This window comes from Devosia sp. LjRoot16, from assembly GCF_964252795.1.
In the GTDB taxonomy this organism is placed as follows: domain Bacteria; phylum Pseudomonadota; class Alphaproteobacteria; order Rhizobiales; family Devosiaceae; genus Devosia_A.
This window is the reverse complement of sequence record NZ_CAXUPH020000001.1, coordinates 1,124,861-1,145,003: the sequence shown is the minus strand read 5'-3', so window position 1 is coordinate 1,145,003 and position 20,143 is coordinate 1,124,861. Positions and strand designations below refer to the sequence as shown.

Here is a 20,143-nt window from a genome sequence, read left to right as displayed (position 1 = left end):
CGTGCCCACCCACCGGCTGTCATCCCAGCGAAAGCTGGGACCCATCCATCCACTTGCGCGGGCTGTGAGTTGGGTCCCAGCTTTCGCTGGGATGACACCGAGTTTCGGGCGCTGCCGGGTGTCAAACACGGACGGGACGTAGTGCGATGAGTGACATCCCACTAGGTTCCCGCCTTCGCGGGAATGACGCCGGTGGCCGTGGGATTTTCCAGCGACTACACCGCCACCTGCATCTCGTCGCGCATCACGCTCACCCCGCGTGCCGGCGAGCGGATGATCTCCAGGCGGCGATATTGCATGCCGGAGCGGCCATGCGTCTGCTGCGCGCCGCGATCGGGGCCGAGATAGGTGGCGGTCTCGAAGTAGACCTGGGTGTGGTCGACCAGCCGCTCCAGCCGGCTCGCCACCCGCTGCTGGGTGAACGGCAGGGTCAGCACGTCGTCGAACCCCATCTCGACGCAGGTCCTGATCGCTTCGACCAGCGGGCTCTCGGAAAAGTAGACCATCGGCGAGAAGCGGATACGGCGGCTGGGCGAGAAGCGGATCGCATCGGCGACGGTTTTGAGCCCGCTCACCTCGTCGACGGCGGCGAACAGGAAGAACAGCAGCGGCGTCTGCTGCGCCTGGTTTTCGGCGCTGGCGATGCCGGCATAACTCTGGACGATCGGGAAGCCCAACCCGCGCGCCAGATCCGTCAGCGCTGCCCCCGGACCATCCGGGCGGCCGACCACATAGGCGCAGGCCCGCATTCAAGGCACTCCAGACGATTGCATTCCCGGCTGCATTATCGCCGGGGAGCGCTTGCGACGAGGTTAAGAGGGCGGCCGGCGGCGCTCGCCGCGGAACAGCGGCCCGTGCTCGCGCATCAAGGTGGCGATGCGGTCGGCGACCAGCCGGACCTCCGGGCGGTGGCGGTCCTCATGGTGCGTCACCAGCCATTGCTCGGTTTCGAGTTCGGTGATCGGCATCGCCACCCGCACCAGCCGGGCGTCGCTGTCGCCGGCAAAGCAGGGAAACACCCCGAGCCCGGCGCCGGCCGCCACCAGTTCGCGCACGCTCTGCACATCGTTGCCGCGCACGCTAATGCGATCGCCGTGATGTGCCATCAGCCAGCGGGCCGAGGCGACATTGGCGGCCTCGCCGGTCACCCCGACGAACAATCCGGCCGCAATGCCGTTGATCAGGTTGAGGCCGGAATAGAGCGCATGCGCCACCCGGCCGATCTGCCGGCCGGCGAGGTTGGGGTCGAGCGGCCGCTCCGAGCGCACCCCGATATCGGCGGCCCGCCGGCCGATATCGAGCTTGGCATAAGCGGTGGCGAACTCGATCCGGATATTGTCGTCGACGTGCCAGAGCTCGCCGATGTGCCGGGCGAGGAAGGCCGAGGTCCAGGTGCCGGCCGAGATGCGGACGATCTGCTCGCCCACCGAGCCGTCGCGCCAGCGGGTCAGCGCCCGCATCGCCGCCTCGACATCCTCGGCTCGGGCCAGCAGTTCTTCCCCGGCCGGAGTGAGCTGGTAGCCGGTCTGCCGCCGGATGAACAACGGCTCGCCGATCTGCTGTTCGAGTGCCGTGACCCGTCGGCCCAGCGTCGCGGCGCTGAGCCCCGTGGTGCTGGTCGCGGCGCTGAGGCCGCCAAGCCGCGCCACGTCGAGGAACAGCCGCAGGTCATCCCAGGAGATGGTGTCGCCGACGCTCATCTTTCATTCCTGCAAAGCACGTTGCGGACTTGCTTGTATCGCTTCAAGCCTCGAGTGGGCAAGTATGGGTCGTTCGGAGCACGCTTTCTGGTCAACGACTTGGCCGCCGCGCCGCTCCATCAAGCACAGCGCCATCGCAGGGAATGTCCGCTTCTTAGCTGGAGCGGAGCCGATGTCGCTTTGCGTTGTTGAAAGGAGACCGAAAATGTTCAGAACCCTGACCCGACGCCTCACCGAATGGTCGCGCCTCCGCCGCGACATCCAGCGGCTGAAGCAGCTCGACGATCACCTGTTGGCTGATCTCGGCATCGAGCGCCAATGCATCACCCACAGCGCCCGCACAGGTGAGAAATGAGCGTGACGCTACGCCTGTGGGACGGGCAGGAGGTTCCCCGCGTCGGTATCGGCTGCTGGGCCATCGGCGGGCCGTTCAAGATGGACGGCCGGCAGGATGGCTGGGGTGAGATCGACGATGCGCAGTCGCTCAAGGCGTTGGCCCTTGCCCATGAACTCGGCGCCCGCCTGTTCGATACTGCCGATGCCTATGGCACCGGCCATAGCGAGGAGGTGCTGGGCGAGGCCTTCGGCAACCGCGCCGACGTGGTGATCGCCAGCAAGTTCGGCTTCACCCACGATCGGGAAAAGCGCGAACTGACCGGCACCAACGTCACGCCCGCCTATATGGAAGAGGCGCTCAGCGCCTCGCTCAAACGCCTCAAACGCGATCGCATCGACCTTTATCAGTTGCATGTCGGCGATGCCTCGGCCGAGGCGATGGACCGGCTGGCGCCGGCGCTCGAGCGCCGCGCCGACGCGGGCGACATCGCCGCCTGGGGCTGGAGCACCGACGATGCCGCGGCGGTGTCCCGCGTGCTGCATTACCCGCACTTCAAGGCCGTGCAGCAGGGCCTCGATGTGTTCCGCGACGGGCCTGAAATGGTGGCGCTCTGCGATCGCTACCGTCTGCCCAACCTGATCCGCTCGCCCCTCGCCATGGGGTTTTTGACCGGCAAGTTCACGCGGGAGTCGCAGGTCTCGACCGACGACGTGCGCGGCGCCGGCCACAGCTGGGTGCGTGACTTCAAGGATGGGCGTCCCTCGGCGGAGTCGCTCAAAAAGCTCGACGCCATTCGCGACGTGCTGACCAGTGGCGGGAGGAGTGTGGCGCAGGGGGCGCTCGGCTGGGTGCTGGCCCGCTCGCCGCAGACCATCCCGATCCCCGGCTTCAAAACCGAGGCGCAGATCCGCGATAATCTGGGGGCACTCGACAAGGGCCCGCTTCCCATGGCCGCGATGGCCGAAATCGACGCGCTGCTGGCGCGTGAACTTGCCTGAGAGGAGGCTGCAGATGGAAAAGCGACAGTTCGGTAGCATCGGCGAGGTCAGTTGCCTGACGCTCGGCGGTGGTGGCATCGGCCAGGTCTGGGGCGAGACCAGCCGCGACGAGGGCATCGCCACGTTGCACATGGCGGTTGACGAAGGCATCGACGTGATCGACGCGGCGCCCGGCTACAAGGTGTGCGAGGCGCTGATCGGCGAAGCCTTCGCGGGGCGCCTGCCCAGCGGCGTCAAGGTCACCACCAAATGCGGCATCGGCACGCTGCCCGACGAGCAGGTCTACCGCCGCCTCCGCGCCTCGCTGGAACAGAGCCTCAGGGCGATGCGGCTCGAACAGGTCGACCTGTTCTTCCTCCACAACCAGATCTGCCCCGATGATTTCGTTTATCCCTTGGAGAACGAGCGGCGCAGCGAAATCGCCAGCACCTGGTCGAGCTATCGCGATGCGGTGGTGCCGGCGTTCCAGCAATTGCAGCGCGACGGGCTGATCGGTGGCTGGGGGATAACCGGGGTGAGCGTGCCGGCGACCATTCTCGACGTGCTGACCCTGGCGCCGCGCCCGCACGCCGTGCAGGCAGTGGCGAACCTCCTCGACAGTCCGGGTGGGCTGATCAGCTTCTCGACGCCCTCTCGAGCCCGCGAAATCATCGCCGCGGCGCATCTCAACGGCGTCGGGGTGATGGCGATCCGTGCGGTGCAGGCCGGGGCGCTGACCCGCAACTTCGACCGTAAGTCGCTGCATGATCGCGACACCGAGGATTTCCGGCTCGCCGCTCCGTACCGCTCCCTCTGCGCCAAATGGGGCGAGGACCCGGCAATCATCGCCTATCGCTACGCGTTGGGGATGGCCGGCGTCGAGACGCTGGTGCTGGGGGTGAAGAACCGCGACGAGCTGTCGGATGCGCTGGATGCCGAGCGCGCGGGGCCACTGGAGGCTGAGCAGCTCAAGGCGATCGAGGCGCTGGGATTGCGGGAGGTGCTGGCCTAGTCGATCGACGGGCCGGTGCGGGCTGACCCCCACCCCTAACCCCTCCCCGCAGCGGGGAGGAGGACGATAGTCGCGATGTCAGTGTGAGGTCTCCCTTCCCTTGCTTGCGGGGAGGGGACAGGGGTGGGGGGTCCACAGCCACCGGACCCCCGAGTGATCACACGATCCCGCCACCACCCGCCGCTACAGCCGGACGCACCGCTGCAACGCGCTGGCGGTAGCCGGCCTTGCGGTAGGCGGCGATCGGGTCGATGGCGCCGTTGGCGTCGAGCCGGGCCTTGGCGAGGATCGGTTCCACATCGGTGCGGAACGCCAGCTTCAGCGTTTCCGACGCCATCAGTGCGTCGTCCGACTGCTGGTAGCCCTCGAGCGCCTTGCGGTCGACCAGCAGCGCCAGCGCATAGGCGCGCCGCACCTCGTTGGCCGAGCGGATCAGCGACTCGATCGGGTCGGTGACGTTGTGGCTCTGGTCCAGCATATGGGCCGGCTCGAACCCGTCGGCCTTGCGGAGCTCGGCATCGACCAGTTCGTTGAACACCAGGAACAGCCGGTACGGGTCGATCGAGCCGGTATCGAGGTCGTCGTCGCCATATTTGCTGTCGTTGAAATGGAAGCCGCCCAGCTTCTTGAACTGGATCAGCCGGGCGACGATCATCTCGATATTGACGTTGGGCGCATGGTGCCCGAGGTCGACGAGGCACTGCGCCTTGGCACCGAGTTCGGTGGCGATCAGGTAGTTGGTGCCCCAGTCCTGCACCACCGTCGAATAGAACGCCGGCTCATACATCTTGTGCTCGGTGAAGAGCTTCCAGTCGGCGGGAAGGTCCGCATAGATCGCCTTCATCGCATCGAGGTAGTACTCGAACACCTTGGTGAAATTGACCTGGCCGGGGAAGTTCGAGCCGTCGCCGATCCACACCGTCAGCGCCTTCGAGCCGATGGTCTGGCCGATCTCGATGCATTCGAGATTGTGCTCGATCGCCTGCTGGCGCGTCTCTTTGGCGTAGTTGGCGAGCGAGCCGAAACGGTAGGAGTGCTGCTGGCCCGGCGCGTCCGAGAAGGTGTTGGAGTTCATCGCGTCGAACCCCAGCCCAAAGCGCGAGGCCGCCTGCTTCAGCCGGTTCGGATCGGCCTTGTCCCACGGAATATGCAGCGACACGTTCGGCGTGGCGCGGGTCAACTGGTTGATCACCGAGCAATCCTCGAGCTTGTCGAAGATGTCGCGCGGCTCACCGGTGCCAGGGAATTTCGCAAAGCGCGTGCCGCCGGTACCGACACCCCAGGAAGGGACGGCAACGGTATAGGCCGAAACTTTCTTCAGGATGGCGTCGATGTCGATGCCGCGCCGGCTGAGTTGCTCGCCCAGATGCGCGTAGTCGGCATCCAACGCCTTGCGGTTGGCCTCGTTGGTCTGGTCGACCACGGACTGGTCGATGAGTTGGTCGGTCATTCGAGTTCTCCTCCCTTGGCGCCCCTCACCCTGTCCCTCTCCCCAGAGGGGCGAGGGGACCATGTGGCGCCGGCCTTCGTTACTTCAGCCGTCGAACGCGCGGCCCCATCGCCCCCTCGCCCCTCTGGGGAGAGGGTCGGGGTGAGGGGCGCCCCCCCGCTAGGCTGTTACCGTGTGAACGACTGCGCGTTGCCCGCGTCGACGTTGATGATGTTGCCGGTGGATTTGGCCGACATGTCGGAGGCGAAGAAGTAGATCGCCTCGGCGATGTCCTCGGGGAAGACGCTCAGCTTCAGCATGGAGCGCTGGCGATACATTTCCTCGAGCCCCTCCTTGTCGGTCTTGTAAGTCGAGGCGCGCTGTTCCAGCCACTCGCCGGCCCAGATCTTCGAGCCGCGCAGCACCGCATCCGGGTTCACCACATTGACGCGGATCTGCTCGGCCGCGCCTTCCAGCGCCAGGCAGCGGGCGAGGTGGATTTCGGCGGCCTTGGCGGTGCAGTAGGCCGCGGCGTTGGGCGAAGCGGCGAGGCCGTTCTTCGATGCCACGAACACCACGTTGCCGCCGATCTTCTGCGCGCGGAACATCCGGAAGGCTTCCCGGCTGACGAGGAAATAGCCCGTCGACAGGATGTCCATGTTCTTGTTCCAGAGCTCGAGCGTCGTCTCCTCGATCGGCGCGGAGCTGGCGAGCCCGGCATTGGAAACGAGGATATCGATGCCGCCGAACTCCACCGCGGTGTGGGCAAAGCCCGAAATGACCGCCGCTTCGCTGGTGACGTTGAGGTTGACCGGCCGGACCACGTCCTTGCCGAACGCCTTGCCGAGTTCCTCGCTGGCCGAGGCGAGCGCCGCTTCGTCGATGTCGGCGAGCACGACACAGGCACCTTCGCGCAACAGCCGCACTGCCGTGGCCTTGCCGATGCCGCCGGCCCCGCCGGTGACCAGCGCGATGTGGCCGGCCAGTGATTTCGGCTTCGGCATGCGCAGGAGCTTGGCTTCCTCGAGCAGCCAGTACTCGATGTCGAAGGCTTCCTGCTCCGGGAGCCCCTGGTAGGTGGAGACCGCTGACGAGCCGCGCATCACGTTGATGGCGTTGACGTAGAACTCACCCGAAATGCGGGCGGTCGCCTTGTCCTTGGCGAAGGTGAACATGCCGACGCCCGGCATCAGGTAGACCACCGCATTGGCGTCGCGGATGGCGGGGCTGTCCGGGTGCTTGCACCGGTTGTAGTAGCCCGCGTAGTCGGCGCGGTAATCCGCCGTCGCCTGTTCGAGGCCGGCAACCACGGCGTCGATATCGGGCTTGGTCGGATCGAACTCGATCACCAGCGGCCGGATCTTGGTGCGCAGGAAATGGTCGGGGCAGGAGGTGCCCAATGCCGCCAGCGGCCGCAAGTCGCGCGATCCGACGAACTCCAGCACCGCGGCGCTGTCGTCGAAATGCCCGAGCATCTTGAATTCGTTGGAGATCAACCCGCGGATTTTCGGCATCAGCCGCGCCGCGATGGCCCGGCGCTCCTCGGCCGGCAGCGGCGCCACCGCCTGCCCGCCAAAGGCCGGCTTGCCCGCGGTCTTCACCTCAAACCAGGCGATCGCCTTGTTGATGGTGTTGATGGTCTGCTCGTAGCACTCCCGGGGGGTGTCGCCCCAGGTGAAGAGCCCGTGGCTCTCGAGGATCACGCCCTTGGCCCCGGGGTTGTCGAGGCAGAACTTTTCCAGCCACAGCCCGAGCTCGAAGCCCGGCCGCTTCCACGGCAGCCAGCCGATCTCGTCGCCGAAGATTTCCTGGGTCAGCGCCTTCGAATCCCTGCTCGCCGCAATGGCGATGATGGCGTCAGGATGCATGTGGTCTACGAAGGCGTGCGGCACATAGGCGTGCAGCGGCGTATCGATCGAGGCGGCGCGCGGGTTGAGGTTGAACGTCGCGTGCGGCAGGTAGCCGACCATCTCGTCTTCATGCGCGAGGCCGCGATAGAGGCCCTTCAACGCGCGCAGCTTATCCATATAGAGCGTGGCGAAACCGTCGAGCTTGATCGAGGCGGAGTCGCCGCCCGAGCCCTTCACCCACAGCACTTCGACGTCTTGCCCGCTCAGCGGGTCCTTCTGGAAGATCTTCGACGAGGTATTGCCGCCGCCATAGTTGGTAACGCGCTTGTCCGAGCCGAGGATATTGGAGCGGTAGACCAGCCGTTCGGGCTCGCTCATGCCGGCCGCCTTGGCGTCGTCCCAAAGGTTTTGAAGGCGCGCTGGCGCGGTGCTGGACATTGGACCCCTCCCGTAGAGATGTATGGCAGTTATTGAGCACGGGACTAGCTCCCGTAGCTTGCCGCTGTCAATCAGAAACCATCAGAAACCGTCAGCATCGCCACGAAAGTCGCATGATCTGATTGACACTGACAGATTTTGGTGAAAATGAGTCGATCCAGGGAGAGCAAATGCACGAAACCGAACGCCACAGGGTGATCCTTGCCGCTGTCCAGGCGCGGCCGCTGGCGACTGTCGCCGAGCTGGTCGAGATCACCGGCACGTCCGAGGCGACGATCCGCCGCGATATCGCCGCGCTGCATGTCGAGGGCCGCCTGCGCCGGGTGCGCGGCGGCGCCGAGGCGATCAATCCGCCCGAGCAGGGCGGGCTGATGGGTCGGCCGTTCTCGGTCAACGAAACCATTAATATCGCCCAGAAGCGTGCCATCGCCCGCGCCGCCGCCGAGCTCTGCAAGGATGGTGAGCCGATCATCATCAATGGCGGCACCACCACCTACCAGATGGTGCACTACCTGACCGGCCGCCGGCTTTCGGTGTTCACCAACAGCTTTGGCATTGCCGAGTTCCTGATCCACAATTCTCGCAACTCGGTGGTCATCCCCGGCGGCACCATCTATCGCGAGCAGAACGTCATCCTGTCGCCGTTCGGCGGCGTGGTCGCCTCGCACTTTTATGCCAAGCGCATGTTCATCGGCTGCCAGGGTCTGGGCGCGCACGGCCTGATGGAGGCCGATCCGATGGTGGTGCAGTCCGAACTGGCGCTGATCAACCAGGCCGAGGAACTGATCGTCCTCGCCGACAGCTCGAAATTCTCCGGCCGCTCGAGCCTCATTCTGTGCGGACTCGATCGCATCCACTCAGTCATCACCGATAACGGCATCCGCGACGAGGATCGCGCCATGCTGGAAAAGGCGGGCGTCATGCTCACCGTGGTGGAGGCCGCAGAGCAGAAGTCCCAGTCGGTCGCGTGACCGGCTGGCAATAGAAGCGCTGTCAGGAAGGTCGCAGGACCTTTCCGGTTCGAGAGCGCCAACTAAACGACCACGAACCACTCAGGGAGGAATACAATGAGCCTGTTGAAGAAACTGGCAGCTGCCACGGCGCTGACCGCCGTGCTGCTGAGTGCTCCGGCCGCCATGGCCCAGACCAAGATCGCGCTCGTCGTGAAGTCGCTCGGCAACGGCTTTTTCGATGCCGCCAACAAGGGCGCCCAGGAAGCTGCCAAGGAACTCGGCGATGTCGAGGTGATCTATACCGGCCCGACCACGGCGACCGCCGAAGGCCAGATCGAGATCATCAACTCGCTGATCGCCCAGAACGTCAACGCCATCGCGATTTCGGCCAACGATCCGGATGCACTGGTTCCGGCACTGAAGAAGGCGATGGAACGCGGCATCACCGTGATCAGCTGGGATTCGGGCGTCGCGCCTGAGGGCCGTTCGGTGCACCTCAACCCGTCCGACACCAACCTGATCGGCGAGACCATCATCAAGCTGGCCGCCGACTATCTGCCGGATGGCGGCGATGTGGCGATCCTGTCGGCCTCCTCCACCGCGACCAACCAGAACGCCTGGATCGAAGCGGCCAAGAAAGTGCTGCCCGAGAAGTTCCCCAAGATCAACCTCGTCGCCACCGTCTACGGCGACGACGACTCGGTGAAATCCACCAACGAAGCCAAGGGCCTGATCGCCTCCTACCCGAACCTCAAGGCGATCATCGCCCCGACCACCGTCGGCGTCGTTGCCGCCGCGCAGGTGGTGACCGATGACAACCTGATCGGCAAGATCAACGTCACTGGCCTGGCGCTCCCGTCCGAGTTCAAGCAGTTCATCGACAACGGCGCTTCGCAGGCCGTGGCGCTGTGGAACCCGATCGACCTCGGCTACTCGGCCGTGCAGATCGCCTACCAGCTCGCGACCAAGAAGGCCGAAGCCAAGCCCGGCGCCACCATCTCGATCGGCCGCGTCGGCTCGATCACCCTGGACGACACCAACTCGGCCGCCATGGCCGCGCCGTTCCAGTTCGACAAGTCGAACATTGAAGAGTTCTCGAAGATCTATTGATCCGAGGATGAATAGGCCCGGCGGCTCTGGTCGCCGGGCTTCTACATTGGGGCCCCGGTCTCACCCAGCCCACGGGCTGTCATCCCTGCGAAAGCAGGGACCCATGTCACCGCCCGCACCCAGCTGGCGGACGAGGGCAAGGCCCTCGCCGCGGAGTTGGGTCCCTGCTTTCGCAGGGATGACAGCTGGTGTGGTGGCGCCACGTGGTGCCTTACCAAGTAGAATGACAAGCATGTCCCAACCCAAGCTCACCCTTTCCGGCGTCACCAAGTCCTTTCCCGGCGTGCGGGCGCTGCATGAGGTGAGCCTCGAGCTCTATCCGGGAGAGGTGACCGCGCTGATCGGCGAGAACGGCGCCGGCAAGTCGACGCTGGTGAAAGTCCTCACCGGCATCTACCAGCCCGATGCCGGCGAGATCGTGCTCGACGGCAAGCCGGTAAGCCTCAGCTCCGCCCACAAGGCGTTCGAGCTCGGCATCACCGCCATCCACCAGGAAACCGTGCTGTTCGACGATCTGAGCGTTGCCGAGAACATCTACCTGGGCCATGCGCCAAAAACCCGCTTCGGCACCATCGACTGGACGCTGATGCGCAGCAATGCCCGCCGCGTGCTCTCCGACATGGGCGCCGGCCACATCGATGCCGAGGCCCGGTTGCGCGACCTGTCGATCGCCAACAAGCACCTCGTCGCGGTCGCCCGCGCTATGTCGATCGACGCCGAAGTGGTGATCATGGACGAGCCGACTGCGGCGCTCTCCCACAAGGAGATCGAGGACCTGTTCGTCCTCATCGAGCTCTTGAAGGAGGACGGCAAGGCCGTGCTGTTCATCAGCCACAAGTTCGACGAGATCTACCGCATCGCCGACCGCTTCACCGTGTTCCGCGACGGCGAGATGGTCGGCAAGGGCCTGATCGGCGAGACGCCGCAGAACGACATTATCCGCATGATGGTCGGCCGCTCGGTCGATCACATCTTCCCCCAGCGGGCTCCGGCCATCGGCGACACGGTGCTGAAGCTCGATGGCCTGAGCCACCCCACCGAGTTCGACGATATCGGCTTCGAGCTCCGGCGCGGCGAGATCCTCGGCTTTTACGGCCTCGTCGGCGCCGGCCGCTCCGAGGTGATGCAGGCGATCTTCGGGCTGACCCGGACGTCACGTGGCGCGATGACGCTCGACGGCGCGCCGTTCGAGCCGCGCTCACCCGCCGACGCCATCGCAGCGGGCATCGTCTATGTGCCCGAGGAGCGCGGCAAGCAGGGCGTCGTGGTCGACCTGCCGATCGTCCAGAACGTCTCGCTGCCCTCGCTCAAGAAGACGTCGCGCCAGGGCTTTCTGCGGATGGCCGAGGAGTTTGCGCTGACCCGAAAATATACCGAGCGGCTCGACCTGCGCGCCGCCTCGCTGAGCCAGAACGCCGGCACGCTGTCGGGCGGCAACCAGCAGAAGGTGGTGATCGCCAAGTGGCTGGCGACGCAACCCAAGGTGATCATCCTCGACGAGCCGACCAAGGGCATCGATATCGGCTCCAAGGCCGCCGTCCACGCCTTCATGGCCGAACTGGTGGCCGAGGGGCTGGCGGTGATCATGGTCTCGTCCGAACTGCCCGAAGTGATGGGCATGTCCGACCGCGTCGTGGTGATGCGCGCCGGCCGCATCGACGCCGTGCTCGACAACCGGGACCTGACCGCCGACGGCCTGGTCAAGCGCGCCATCGGCGCCCATGAGGTGGCGGCATGATGCGCAACATCTTTGCGCTCGCGCCGCGCGTGCTGCGTCTTCGCGAGTTCTGGCTCGCCATCGGCATCGCCGTGATGATCGGCGCCATCGCCACCCGCGCCCCGAGCTTTGCTGCTCCGGCCAATCTTGCCGATATCTTCAACAACACCGCCATCCTGATGATCCTGGCGCTCGGCCAGATGGTGGTGATCCTGACCCGCTCGATCGACCTGTCGATTGCCGCCAACGTGGCGCTCTCGGGCATGGTCATCGCCCTGCTCAATTCCACCATGCCGTGGATCCCGGTGCCGCTGCTGATCGTCGCGGCGCCGCTGCTCGGGCTGGCGCTCGGCGCCATCAACGGCTTCCTCGTCTGGAAGCTCGATATCCCGGCGATCGTCGTAACGCTGGGCACCCTCACCATCTATCGCGGCACCACCTTTCTGGTCGCTGGCGGGCAGTGGGTGAACGCCGCCGAGATGACGCCTGACTTCATTTCCATCACCCGCCTTGAACTGCTCGGCCTACCGCTGCTCAGCTGGTCCGCGGTGCTCATTGCCGCCGCATTCTATGTGCTGATGACCCGCACACCGATCGGCCGCTCGATCTACGCCATTGGCGTCAACCCGACCGCCTCGGTCTATGCCGGCATCAACGTGGGGCGCACCAAGTTCATCGCCTTCTGTATCTCGGGGCTCGTCGCCGGGCTCTGCGGCTACCTCTGGGTGTCGCGTTACGTCATCGCCTCCTCCGAAACGGCAGTGGGCTATGAGCTGCAGGTGATCGCCGCCTGCGTTATCGGCGGCGTCTCGATCGCCGGTGGCGTCGGTACGGTCGGCAGTGCACTGCTCGGGGCGCTGTTCCTCGGCGTCATCAGCTCGGCTTTGCCGGTGATCGGTGTCTCACCGTTCTGGCAGATGGCCATTTCGGGCGCCGCGATCATCCTCGCCGTCATCCTCAACGCCCGCGCCGGCAAGAAGACCGGCCGCATCATTCTGAAGCGGGCGGAGGGAGGCGCAGCATGATGCACTGCTCGCTTGCCACCCACCGGGTCATTCCCGCGAAAGCGGGAACCTCCGTTTACCGGACCCTCGGCGCGCGCGAAAACAGAGTTTCCCGCTTTCGCGGGAATGACACCGCGTTTGGGGCTGGCCCCTTGGATTTCCTGAAATGAACGACCAGACCCCCACCACCCGCCACGTTCCGGATCGGCTCGACAATCCGCTGCGCTCGGCGCTGTTCAGCTGGCCCAGTCTGCTGCTCGTCGTCGCGGTGGCGATCTTTATCGTCAACTCGCTGGCTTCGCCCTATTTCCTGTCGCCCTGGTCGCTCAGCGATGCGACCTTCAACTTCACCGAGAAGGCGCTGATCGCGCTCGCCATGGCGCTGCTGATCATCTCGGGCGAGATCGATCTGTCGGTCGCGGCAATCATCGCACTGGCCTCGACGGCGATGGGCTTTGCGCTGCAGTTCGGCATCGATACGCCGGGGCTTGTCGCCATCGGCATCGGCACGGGGCTCGCCTGCGGTGCCTTTAACGGCTTCCTCGTCACCCGGCTGGGGTTGCCTTCGATCGTCGTCACCATCGGCACGATGAGCCTGTTCCGCGGCATCAGCTTCATCGTCCTGGGCGACCAGGCCTTCAAGGGCTACCCCGAAAGCTTCGCCTTTTTCGGCCAGGGCTATGTCTGGTGGGTGGTGTCGTTCGAGTTCGTGCTCTTTATCGCAGCGGCCGCCATCTACTACGTGGCGCTGCACCGGACGAGCTTCGGCCGCCGCATCTTCGTCATCGGCAACAATGCGACCGCCGCCCAGTTCTCCGGCGTCCGCGTCGAGCGCGTCAAGTTCGTGCTGTTCTGTCTGACCGGGCTGATGGCCGGCATCGCCTCGGTGCTGCTGACCAGCCGCCTCGGCTCCACCCGTCCGTCGATCGCCCAGGGCTGGGAACTCGAGGTCATCACCATGGTTGTACTGGGTGGCGTCTCCATCCTTGGCGGCGCCGGTTCGATCGTCGGCGTGGTGATCGCCGCCTTCATCATGGGGCTTGTCACCTTCGGCCTCGGGCTCTTGAATGTCCCCGGTATCGTCATGTCGATCTTTATCGGACTGTTGCTCATCGTGGTGATCGCCCTGCCCATCGTCTACCGGATGGTTCGCAAGTGACCGTCAGCACCGTCGGGGTCATCGACATTGGCAAGTCCAATGCGAAAGTGGCGGTCGTCGATCTCGACAGCCGCACCGAGATCGCTGTGCGCAAGCGGCCGAATACTGTGCTGCGCGACGGCAAGTATCCGCATTTCGACATCGACGGCCTCTGGGACTTCGTCATCGGCGCATTGCGCGAGCTCAACGCCGAGTTCCCGCTCGATGCCATCAGCGTCACCACCCATGGCGCCTCGGCGGCGCTGCTCGACGCCGATGGCGAACTGTCGCTGCCGGTGCTCGATTACGAGTTCGCCGGTCCCGACCAGTTCTGGGGTGAGTACGACCGGGCCCGTCCGGATTTCTCCGAGAGCTTCACCCCGCGGCTGCCCGGCGGGCTCAATGTCGGAGCGCAGCTGTTCTGGCAGGCGCGGGCCTTCCCCGCCGAGTTCGCCCGCACCCGCTGGATCCTGACCTATCCGCAATACTGGTCGTTCCGGCTGACCGGCGTCGCCGCCGAGGAGATCACCTCGCTCGGCTGCCACACTGACCTGTGGGATTTCACCACCAACCTCTATTCGTCGCTGGTGATGAAACAGGGGTGGCTCGAAAAGTTCGCCGAGGTGCGGCCGGCCTCCGACGTGCTCGGCGTGACCTTGCCCGAAGTGACGGCGGCACTGGGGCTCAAACGCCCGCTGCCGGTCTATTCTGGCATCCACGATTCCAACGCTTCGCTGCTGCCGCACATCCTCGAGCGCGATCCGCCATTCGGGCTGGTCTCGACCGGCACCTGGGTGATCGTCGCTTCGCCCGGCGGCGACATCGACAATCTCGACCTCAAGCGCGACTGCCTCGCCAATATCGATGCGCTGGGCCGTCCGGTGCCGTCGGCGCGCTTCATGGGCGGACGCGAATTCGAGATGCTGACCACGCCGCGCGAGCCCTCGGCCGAGACCATCGAGCGGGTACTGAACAAGGCGATCCTCCTGACCCCGTCGGTGGTGCAGGGTTCGGGCCCGTTCCCCGGGCGAGAGGCACAGTGGAGCCAGCCACGCGAAACGCTCGGCGATGACGAGGTCTATGTCGTGACCTCGTTCTACCTGGCGATGATGACAGCCGAATGCCTCAGGCTGACCGGCGCCGAGAACCACACGGTGGTCGAGGGACCATTCGCCGGCAACGCGCTCTATCTGCGGATGCTGGCGGCGGCGACCGGGCGGCCGGTGGAGCCGGTAAAGCGCAGCGCCACTGGCACCTCGATCGGCGCGGCGCTGCTGGCGCGAATGGATCGGCCGCGGCCCGACGGACATGCGCCGGTGCTGGTCGAGGGGGATGCTACGGCGGCCGCGTATGCGGCGGCGTGGCGAAAGCTGGTGGGCTAGCGTCCCCTCTCCCCTCTGGGGGGAGGGTTAGGGTGAGGGGTAGCCAAGCACTCCGAAGAGTGGTTAGCGCTTCAATTGCTCACGCATGGTCCGGTGCGCTTGGCGCCCCTCACCCCAGCCCTCTCCCCAGAGGGGCGAGGGGGCGCGGTGGCACTGCCGGTGCAACACCTGCGGCGAGCGCTTCACGGATCACGCTTCCGGACGCAGTGCGTCGCGGACGGCCGCCTCGGCGGCTTCGATCGATGCAAACACCTGGCCATCCACTCCGAACGCGTCGAGCTTGACGGCGAGGAAGCGGAAACCGGCATCGTGCGCGACCAGGACGCCCTTTGGTTCACCGTCGATATCGACAGCTATGGGCTTGGCGCTATGTGGCTTTTCGAAGTGGGCATGCTGCATGGAATGACCTCCATCGGCACGTCTCTGGGGACGGCCGGGGTGTTACCTGAACTGTGAGACGAATGGGTGACAGAGGTCACATTCGTTTGGGTCGGTAACACCCGTTGGAGCGATCTACCCATTTACCAATAAGCCCGGTTTGGAGAGTGGTGCGAATAGCGAAGTGCATGTTCGTCTCCTTCCGGCGGCCGATGGCCTGGGTGATTCCAATGCGGACGAGACTAGCTCGTCGCCCGCAGCTTTTGTGTGGCGAAGCTGAGTCCGCCATCGGGTACTTGTACGGCGTCGAGGCCCCGAGGTCTATCCGGCTTTCGTCGACGCTGGCGGAAAGATAGGTGAGCCTCGGCGGTTTCGCCAGCCCCAGCCGTTCCAAATAGCTAGCATGAAAGCGAAATTTCCTGCCCGGCAGATTCGATCGGACGAAAACTTCAGAGCGTGGCGAGCAGCGCCTCCCCGCGCGGCGACAGCCGGTAGCCGACTTCGAGGCTGATGGTGAGCCCGAGCGCCTTGAGCTTGCGGATGTTGAGCTTGAACTCGGCTCGCTCTATGCCGGCGCTTTCGGCGAGCGTGGTGGAGACGATGCCGGGATGGTCGGCGATCAGTTGCAGTGCCTGTTTCGTCCACGGCGTCGGCGCCGCCTTGTCGAGCTTCAGCAACCTGACTGCCAGCGTCTCCAACTCGAGAGCATCTGGTTCGGCTTCGCGCAGCGCCTCGCGCGGGTCGGGTCCGGCGGGGTGGAGGCGAATACGGTAGCAGGTGCCCTGCTGCGCCTCGAACATGGCGATGACGCCAGCCCGGTCCTTGTAGCCGGCAGCGCGCGCCTCGTCCTCGGTGACTTCGCCCGGCTCGATCGCTTCGACCGAATCGATGCCGACCATGCCGAGCGCCGTCCGTACCGTACCGCCGGGCTTCACCGTCGGCTTCTTCCAGCGGCGGAAGGCCAGCGTGCACCGGCCGCCAAAAATGGCTTCGAGGTCTTTGGTGCGGAACAGCATGGGCCGAACTCTACCCGGAGTTTCACTCGACGCAACGGTTGCTACGAAAGTATGCCAACCGGATAAGGGGCGTGGGCTTCCCGCCTTGAAATCGATTGCATAACATGTTGAGCTACGCCTGAGCGGATCCTGGGGGAGCATCGCCGCTCACCCAAAATGCCTCGCGAGTAGGCACCATCCGTTCGAGGGAGGACATCGTTGGCCGATACGGAGACGCGCGACAACAAGCGCGCCAAGGCTCGCCAGCCGCGTCGCGCCGCCGGCAAGCCGGGCGGCAAACCGACCCTGCGCACCATTGCCGAAATGACCGGGCTCGCCATCACCACGATTTCGCGGGCCCTCAACAACGCCCCGGAGCTGTCCGAGGAAACCCGCGTCCGGGTGCAGAAGATCGCAGCCGAGGTCGGCTATGTGCCCGACCGCACGGCCCTGAGGCTGAAGACCGGGCGCACCCATGTGGTCAGCCTGATTCTCGACCCGCATGATGAAATCCTCGGCTTCGGCCAGTCGATGGTGTCGGGGCTGACCGAGGCGTTGCGCGGCACGCCCTATCATCTGGTCATCACCCCGATGTTCACCGGCGGGGCGCCGATCGATCCGATCCGCTATATCCTGCGTAACAAGGCAGCGGACGGGGTGATCTTCTCGCGCACCCAGCCGGACGACGACCGGGTGAAGCTGTTGATGGAGGAGAACTTCCCCTTCGTCTCGCATGGCCGCACGGCTTTCCCCTCGGCCCACCCCTATGTCGACTACGACAACTATGCTTTCGCCCACCACGCGGTGATGCGGCTCAAGGCCAAGGGCTGCCGCAAGGTGACGATCATCCTGCCGCCCGACCGCTTCAGCTTCGGCCACCACCTGCGCGATGGCTTCATGGCGGCGATCCGCGAGACTGGGCTCGACTACGAAATCATCGATGGCGCGACGCTCGATAACACCGCCGACCAGATCCGCCTTGCCACCATGCGGCGGATTGCCGAACCGGATGCGCCGGACGGCTTCATCTGCACCGGCGATGCCGCGGCTCTGTCGATCATGGCCGGAATCACCGATGCCGGCTTCGAGATCGGCAAGGACGTGCAGATGGTGGTGAAGCAGACCTCCGGCATCTTCAGCCAGGTGCGGCCCAAGGTCGACGCGATCTTCGAAGACACGGCGCTGGCCGGCAAGCAGATGGGCGAACTGCTGCTCCGCCGCATCAATGGCGAACCGGCCGAGCAATTGCAGATTCTGCATGAGCCGGAGATCTGGTTCTAGCTGAAGACGGCCTGCAGAGCGCGGGGCCACCCCCACCCTTGATCCTTCCCCACAAGGGGACGCGGTAGCGCCCTGAGGGGAGGGAGATCCGACTGCAAGCTCTCGGTTCCTGCGTCTCCCTCCCCCTTGTGGGGAGGGCAGCAAAGCTTGCGAGCGAAGCGAACTAGCGTCGCTGGGTGGGGGTAGCCCCACGCTCAGGGTTTAGCCGGCGCCTACCGCCCACCCTCGATCTTCCGGTGCCGCTGGTTCACCCCGCCCTTGCCATAGGGATAGTCGGCGACTTCGGGGGCGCTGGCGTCGGTGAGCTGCTGAGTGTGCTCGGCATCGAGCTTGAGACCCGCGGCCGCCAGGTTGTCGGCGAGCTGTTCGCGGGTGCGGGCGCCGAGGATCACCGAAGTGACGGCCGGGCGATCGGCGAGCCAGGCGAGCGCCACCCGCGCCATCGGGACACCGAGCGATTTTGCCACCGCTTCGACGGCAGCGATGACGCGCCAGGTCCGTTCCTGCTCATTGCGCGGTCCATACGATTCCTGCCCGCGGTTGGGGTTTTCCCCCAGCCGTGTTGAACCCGTCGGCATCTGGTCGCGCTTGTACTTGCCGGTGAGCCAGCCGCCGCCGAGCGGCGACCAGGGCAGGAGCCCGATATTGGCGTCGAGCGCCGCCGGTACGATCTCGTGCTCGATATCGCGGACCAGGAGGTTGTAGTGCGGCTGCAGCGTGATCGGCGGCGCGAGACCGCCGGCTTTGGCGATCCACGACGCCTTGGTCAGCTGCCAGCCGATGAAGTTGGAAAAGCCGTAATAGCCGATCTTGCCGTTGCGGATGGCGTCGTCGAGGAACCTCAGCGTCTCCTCCAGCGGGGTCAGCGCATCGAAGGCGTGCATCTGGTAGAGGTCGATATGTTCAACCCCGAGCCGGCTCAGCGAGGCGTCGAGCGCCTGGTTGAGATGACGGCGCGACAGCCCCAGATCGTTCGGCCCGTCGCCCATCGGGAAGCGCGCCTTGGTGGTGACCAGCACCTGTTTGGCCGCCTCCGGCCGGGCCTTCAGCCAGCGCCCGACGATCTCTTCCGATGTGCCGGCCGAATAGACGTCGGCGGTGTCGAGGAAATTGCCGCCCGCCGCCACATAGTCGTCCATCAGCTGGAACGATGTCGCCTCATCCGCCTCGGCCCCGAACGTCATGGTGCCCAAGGTCTGCGATGAGACAATGGCGCCGCTATTGCCGAGCTTACGATACTGCATGATTTCCCTCGATCGATTGAATCGCTTCAAGCGACTTCATAGTCGGTGCGGCTGTCATGGTCGAGTCGAACTATCGAAGGGTGGGTGGCCATCAGGCTGGCCGCGGCTCAGCCGATAGCGCAGAGCCGCGACCCGCCCGACTGCCTTGTGTTCCCGAGGAGCGGGCAGCCTGGCTTGACCGTCACTCTGGGATTGCCGGGGTCGAACGGCCGCCATAGGACTTGTCGATCAGGGAGACGTTGTTGCCGTGCAGCCAGCGATAGGGCTCGTGCATGGCGAGAACGCCGCGATCGATCCAGGGCTGGATGAAGCTTTCGAGCGGGGCGGTCAGGTAGTCCGGCTCGTCCTTCCGCTTCAGCAACTGGACATTGTAGTCGAGGATCGCCTCGGTGAACTCCTGCGTATAGCCGCCATTGTCGATGACCTCGAACCGGCCGTGGCAGGGGTAGATGGATCTGGCGTCCATCGCCAGCAGCGAGCGATAGGTCATGATCTGCGCCGCGATTTCGCTGGTCATGGCCGGCGTGTTGAACGTCACCGTGTCCTCCACCGCATCAGCGGCGAGCAGGATCTTGTCCTTGGGCAGGTAGGCGACGAGGTGGCCGAGCTGGTGCACGAAGGTCTCGATCAGCTCGATCTGCAGGTCCTTGAGCCACACCGTCATCCGCCCATCGAACGTGCGGTTCGGCAGCACGACTTCCTTGACGCCGGGATAGTTCGGATCGCCCGCGCCCCAGATCTCGCCGCTCAGCATCTGCGGTGCATAGGCCTGCAGCTTCCAGCGGGTGCGATTGGTCGCGATGATATCGGCGTTCTTATAGAGGTAGTTGCCGGCGATGTGGTCGCAGTCCCAGTGCGAGTTGATCACCGAGACATGCTTGATCCCCATCTCGCGGATATAGGCGTCGATGGCTTCCATCTGCTCGCCATAGACCATGGTGTCGAAGACGATGGCGCTGTCGCCGCGGTGCAGCACGTAGTTGCAGACACCGAGCTTCATGTCGATGTTGCCCTTTATCCACTCTGGATAGTCGGCGATGTCGCGGCCATCGTAGAAGCAGATCAGGTAGTCGTTGATGTGCGAAACGCGCAGCTTCGGCACTAAGGGTTCGCGGACGATGTCCGTCTTGCTCGGCATGATGCCTCCGGTCACTCAATGAGATAGGGGCGGTCATCTTCCTGGTCGTGCTTTCGAGGC

At 65.1% G+C, this 20,143-nt stretch carries 18 protein-coding genes; 10 read left to right on the top strand and 8 right to left on the bottom strand.

Annotation, left to right across the window (positions count from 1 at the left end; all coding sequences use genetic code 11):
• Window positions 1-215: 215 nt before the first annotated feature.
• Window positions 216-749: a hypothetical protein gene (locus ACSQ23_RS05355; protein WP_436089982.1), complete on the bottom strand. Its 534-nt coding sequence runs from the start codon at window positions 747-749 to the stop codon at window positions 216-218.
• A gap of 63 nt (window positions 750-812) precedes the next feature.
• Window positions 813-1,700 (bottom strand): LysR family transcriptional regulator, encoded by an 888-nt coding sequence (locus ACSQ23_RS05350; protein WP_055873626.1) that lies wholly within the window; start codon window positions 1,698-1,700, stop codon window positions 813-815.
• A 205-nt stretch (window positions 1,701-1,905) separates the two neighbouring features.
• Here ACSQ23_RS05350 and ACSQ23_RS05345 point away from each other — a divergent pair, with 205 nt between their 5' ends.
• The 3 genes from ACSQ23_RS05345 to ACSQ23_RS05335 are packed head-to-tail and all read left to right on the top strand — an operon-like array spanning window position 1,906 to window position 4,026.
• Complete coding sequence (locus ACSQ23_RS05345; RefSeq protein ID WP_162247897.1) at window positions 1,906-2,055, top strand: DUF1127 domain-containing protein; 150 nt, start codon at window positions 1,906-1,908, stop codon at window positions 2,053-2,055.
• Window positions 2,052-3,035 (top strand): aldo/keto reductase, encoded by a 984-nt coding sequence (locus ACSQ23_RS05340; RefSeq protein WP_436089981.1) that lies wholly within the window; start codon window positions 2,052-2,054, stop codon window positions 3,033-3,035. Before ACSQ23_RS05345 ends, ACSQ23_RS05340 begins: the two co-directional genes overlap by 4 nt.
• 13 nt (window positions 3,036-3,048) lie before the next feature.
• On the top strand, window positions 3,049-4,026 hold the full coding sequence (locus tag ACSQ23_RS05335; protein ID WP_436089980.1) for an aldo/keto reductase: 978 nt from the start codon (window positions 3,049-3,051) through the stop codon (window positions 4,024-4,026).
• A gap of 157 nt (window positions 4,027-4,183) precedes the next feature.
• On the opposite strand, the gene rhaI is transcribed toward ACSQ23_RS05335, so the two are convergent.
• Window positions 4,184-5,476 (bottom strand): L-rhamnose catabolism isomerase, encoded by a 1,293-nt coding sequence (gene rhaI / locus ACSQ23_RS05330; RefSeq protein ID WP_436089979.1) that lies wholly within the window; start codon window positions 5,474-5,476, stop codon window positions 4,184-4,186.
• 167 nt (window positions 5,477-5,643) lie between these two features.
• Window positions 5,644-7,743, bottom strand: coding sequence for a bifunctional rhamnulose-1-phosphate aldolase/short-chain dehydrogenase (locus ACSQ23_RS05325; RefSeq protein ID WP_436089978.1), 2,100 nt, complete (start codon window positions 7,741-7,743; stop codon window positions 5,644-5,646).
• Window positions 7,744-7,913: 170 nt separating this feature from the next.
• Between ACSQ23_RS05325 and ACSQ23_RS05320 the strand changes: the two genes are divergently transcribed.
• The 6 genes from ACSQ23_RS05320 to ACSQ23_RS05295 all read left to right on the top strand — a co-directional run bounded on the left by ACSQ23_RS05320 (window position 7,914) and on the right by ACSQ23_RS05295 (window position 15,047).
• Window positions 7,914-8,714, top strand: coding sequence for a DeoR/GlpR family DNA-binding transcription regulator (locus ACSQ23_RS05320; RefSeq protein WP_055873616.1), 801 nt, complete (start codon window positions 7,914-7,916; stop codon window positions 8,712-8,714).
• A 96-nt stretch (window positions 8,715-8,810) separates the two neighbouring features.
• Complete coding sequence (gene rhaS, locus ACSQ23_RS05315; protein WP_055873612.1) at window positions 8,811-9,806, top strand: rhamnose ABC transporter substrate-binding protein; 996 nt, start codon at window positions 8,811-8,813, stop codon at window positions 9,804-9,806.
• Between the two features lie 232 nt (window positions 9,807-10,038).
• Window positions 10,039-11,544, top strand: coding sequence for a sugar ABC transporter ATP-binding protein (locus tag ACSQ23_RS05310; RefSeq protein ID WP_055994667.1), 1,506 nt, complete (start codon window positions 10,039-10,041; stop codon window positions 11,542-11,544).
• Window positions 11,541-12,548, top strand: a complete 1,008-nt coding sequence (locus ACSQ23_RS05305) for an ABC transporter permease (protein ID WP_244488388.1) — start codon at window positions 11,541-11,543, stop codon at window positions 12,546-12,548. The genes ACSQ23_RS05310 and ACSQ23_RS05305 overlap by 4 nt, the downstream gene beginning before the upstream one ends.
• A 145-nt stretch (window positions 12,549-12,693) precedes the next feature.
• Window positions 12,694-13,686 (top strand): ABC transporter permease, encoded by a 993-nt coding sequence (locus ACSQ23_RS05300; protein WP_055873606.1) that lies wholly within the window; start codon window positions 12,694-12,696, stop codon window positions 13,684-13,686.
• The gene (locus tag ACSQ23_RS05295; RefSeq protein WP_436089977.1) at window positions 13,683-15,047 is read left to right on the top strand and encodes an FGGY-family carbohydrate kinase; all 1,365 of its coding nucleotides are present in this window, start codon (window positions 13,683-13,685) and stop codon (window positions 15,045-15,047) included. Before ACSQ23_RS05300 ends, ACSQ23_RS05295 begins: the two co-directional genes overlap by 4 nt.
• A gap of 189 nt (window positions 15,048-15,236) precedes the next feature.
• Here ACSQ23_RS05295 and ACSQ23_RS05290 read toward each other — a convergent pair whose 3' ends face one another.
• Both ACSQ23_RS05290 and ACSQ23_RS05285 read right to left on the bottom strand, forming a co-directional pair.
• Window positions 15,237-15,446: a hypothetical protein gene (locus tag ACSQ23_RS05290; RefSeq protein WP_055873599.1), complete on the bottom strand. Its 210-nt coding sequence runs from the start codon at window positions 15,444-15,446 to the stop codon at window positions 15,237-15,239.
• 428 nt (window positions 15,447-15,874) lie between these two features.
• On the bottom strand, window positions 15,875-16,441 hold the full coding sequence (locus tag ACSQ23_RS05285) for a hypothetical protein (RefSeq protein ID WP_436089976.1): 567 nt from the start codon (window positions 16,439-16,441) through the stop codon (window positions 15,875-15,877).
• Between the two features lie 285 nt (window positions 16,442-16,726).
• On the opposite strand from ACSQ23_RS05285, the gene ACSQ23_RS05280 reads away from it, so the two are divergent.
• Window positions 16,727-17,701, top strand: coding sequence for a LacI family DNA-binding transcriptional regulator (locus tag ACSQ23_RS05280; protein WP_407065054.1), 975 nt, complete (start codon window positions 16,727-16,729; stop codon window positions 17,699-17,701).
• A gap of 212 nt (window positions 17,702-17,913) precedes the next feature.
• Here the strand turns inward: ACSQ23_RS05280 and ACSQ23_RS05275 are convergent, their stop codons facing one another.
• Both ACSQ23_RS05275 and ACSQ23_RS05270 read right to left on the bottom strand, forming a co-directional pair.
• Window positions 17,914-18,945: an aldo/keto reductase gene (locus ACSQ23_RS05275; RefSeq protein ID WP_055873590.1), complete on the bottom strand. Its 1,032-nt coding sequence runs from the start codon at window positions 18,943-18,945 to the stop codon at window positions 17,914-17,916.
• A 181-nt stretch (window positions 18,946-19,126) separates the two neighbouring features.
• Entirely contained in the window at window positions 19,127-20,083 is a 957-nt protein-coding gene (locus ACSQ23_RS05270; RefSeq protein ID WP_436089975.1) for an MBL fold metallo-hydrolase, read from the bottom strand.
• Window positions 20,084-20,143: the final 60 nt, after the last annotated feature.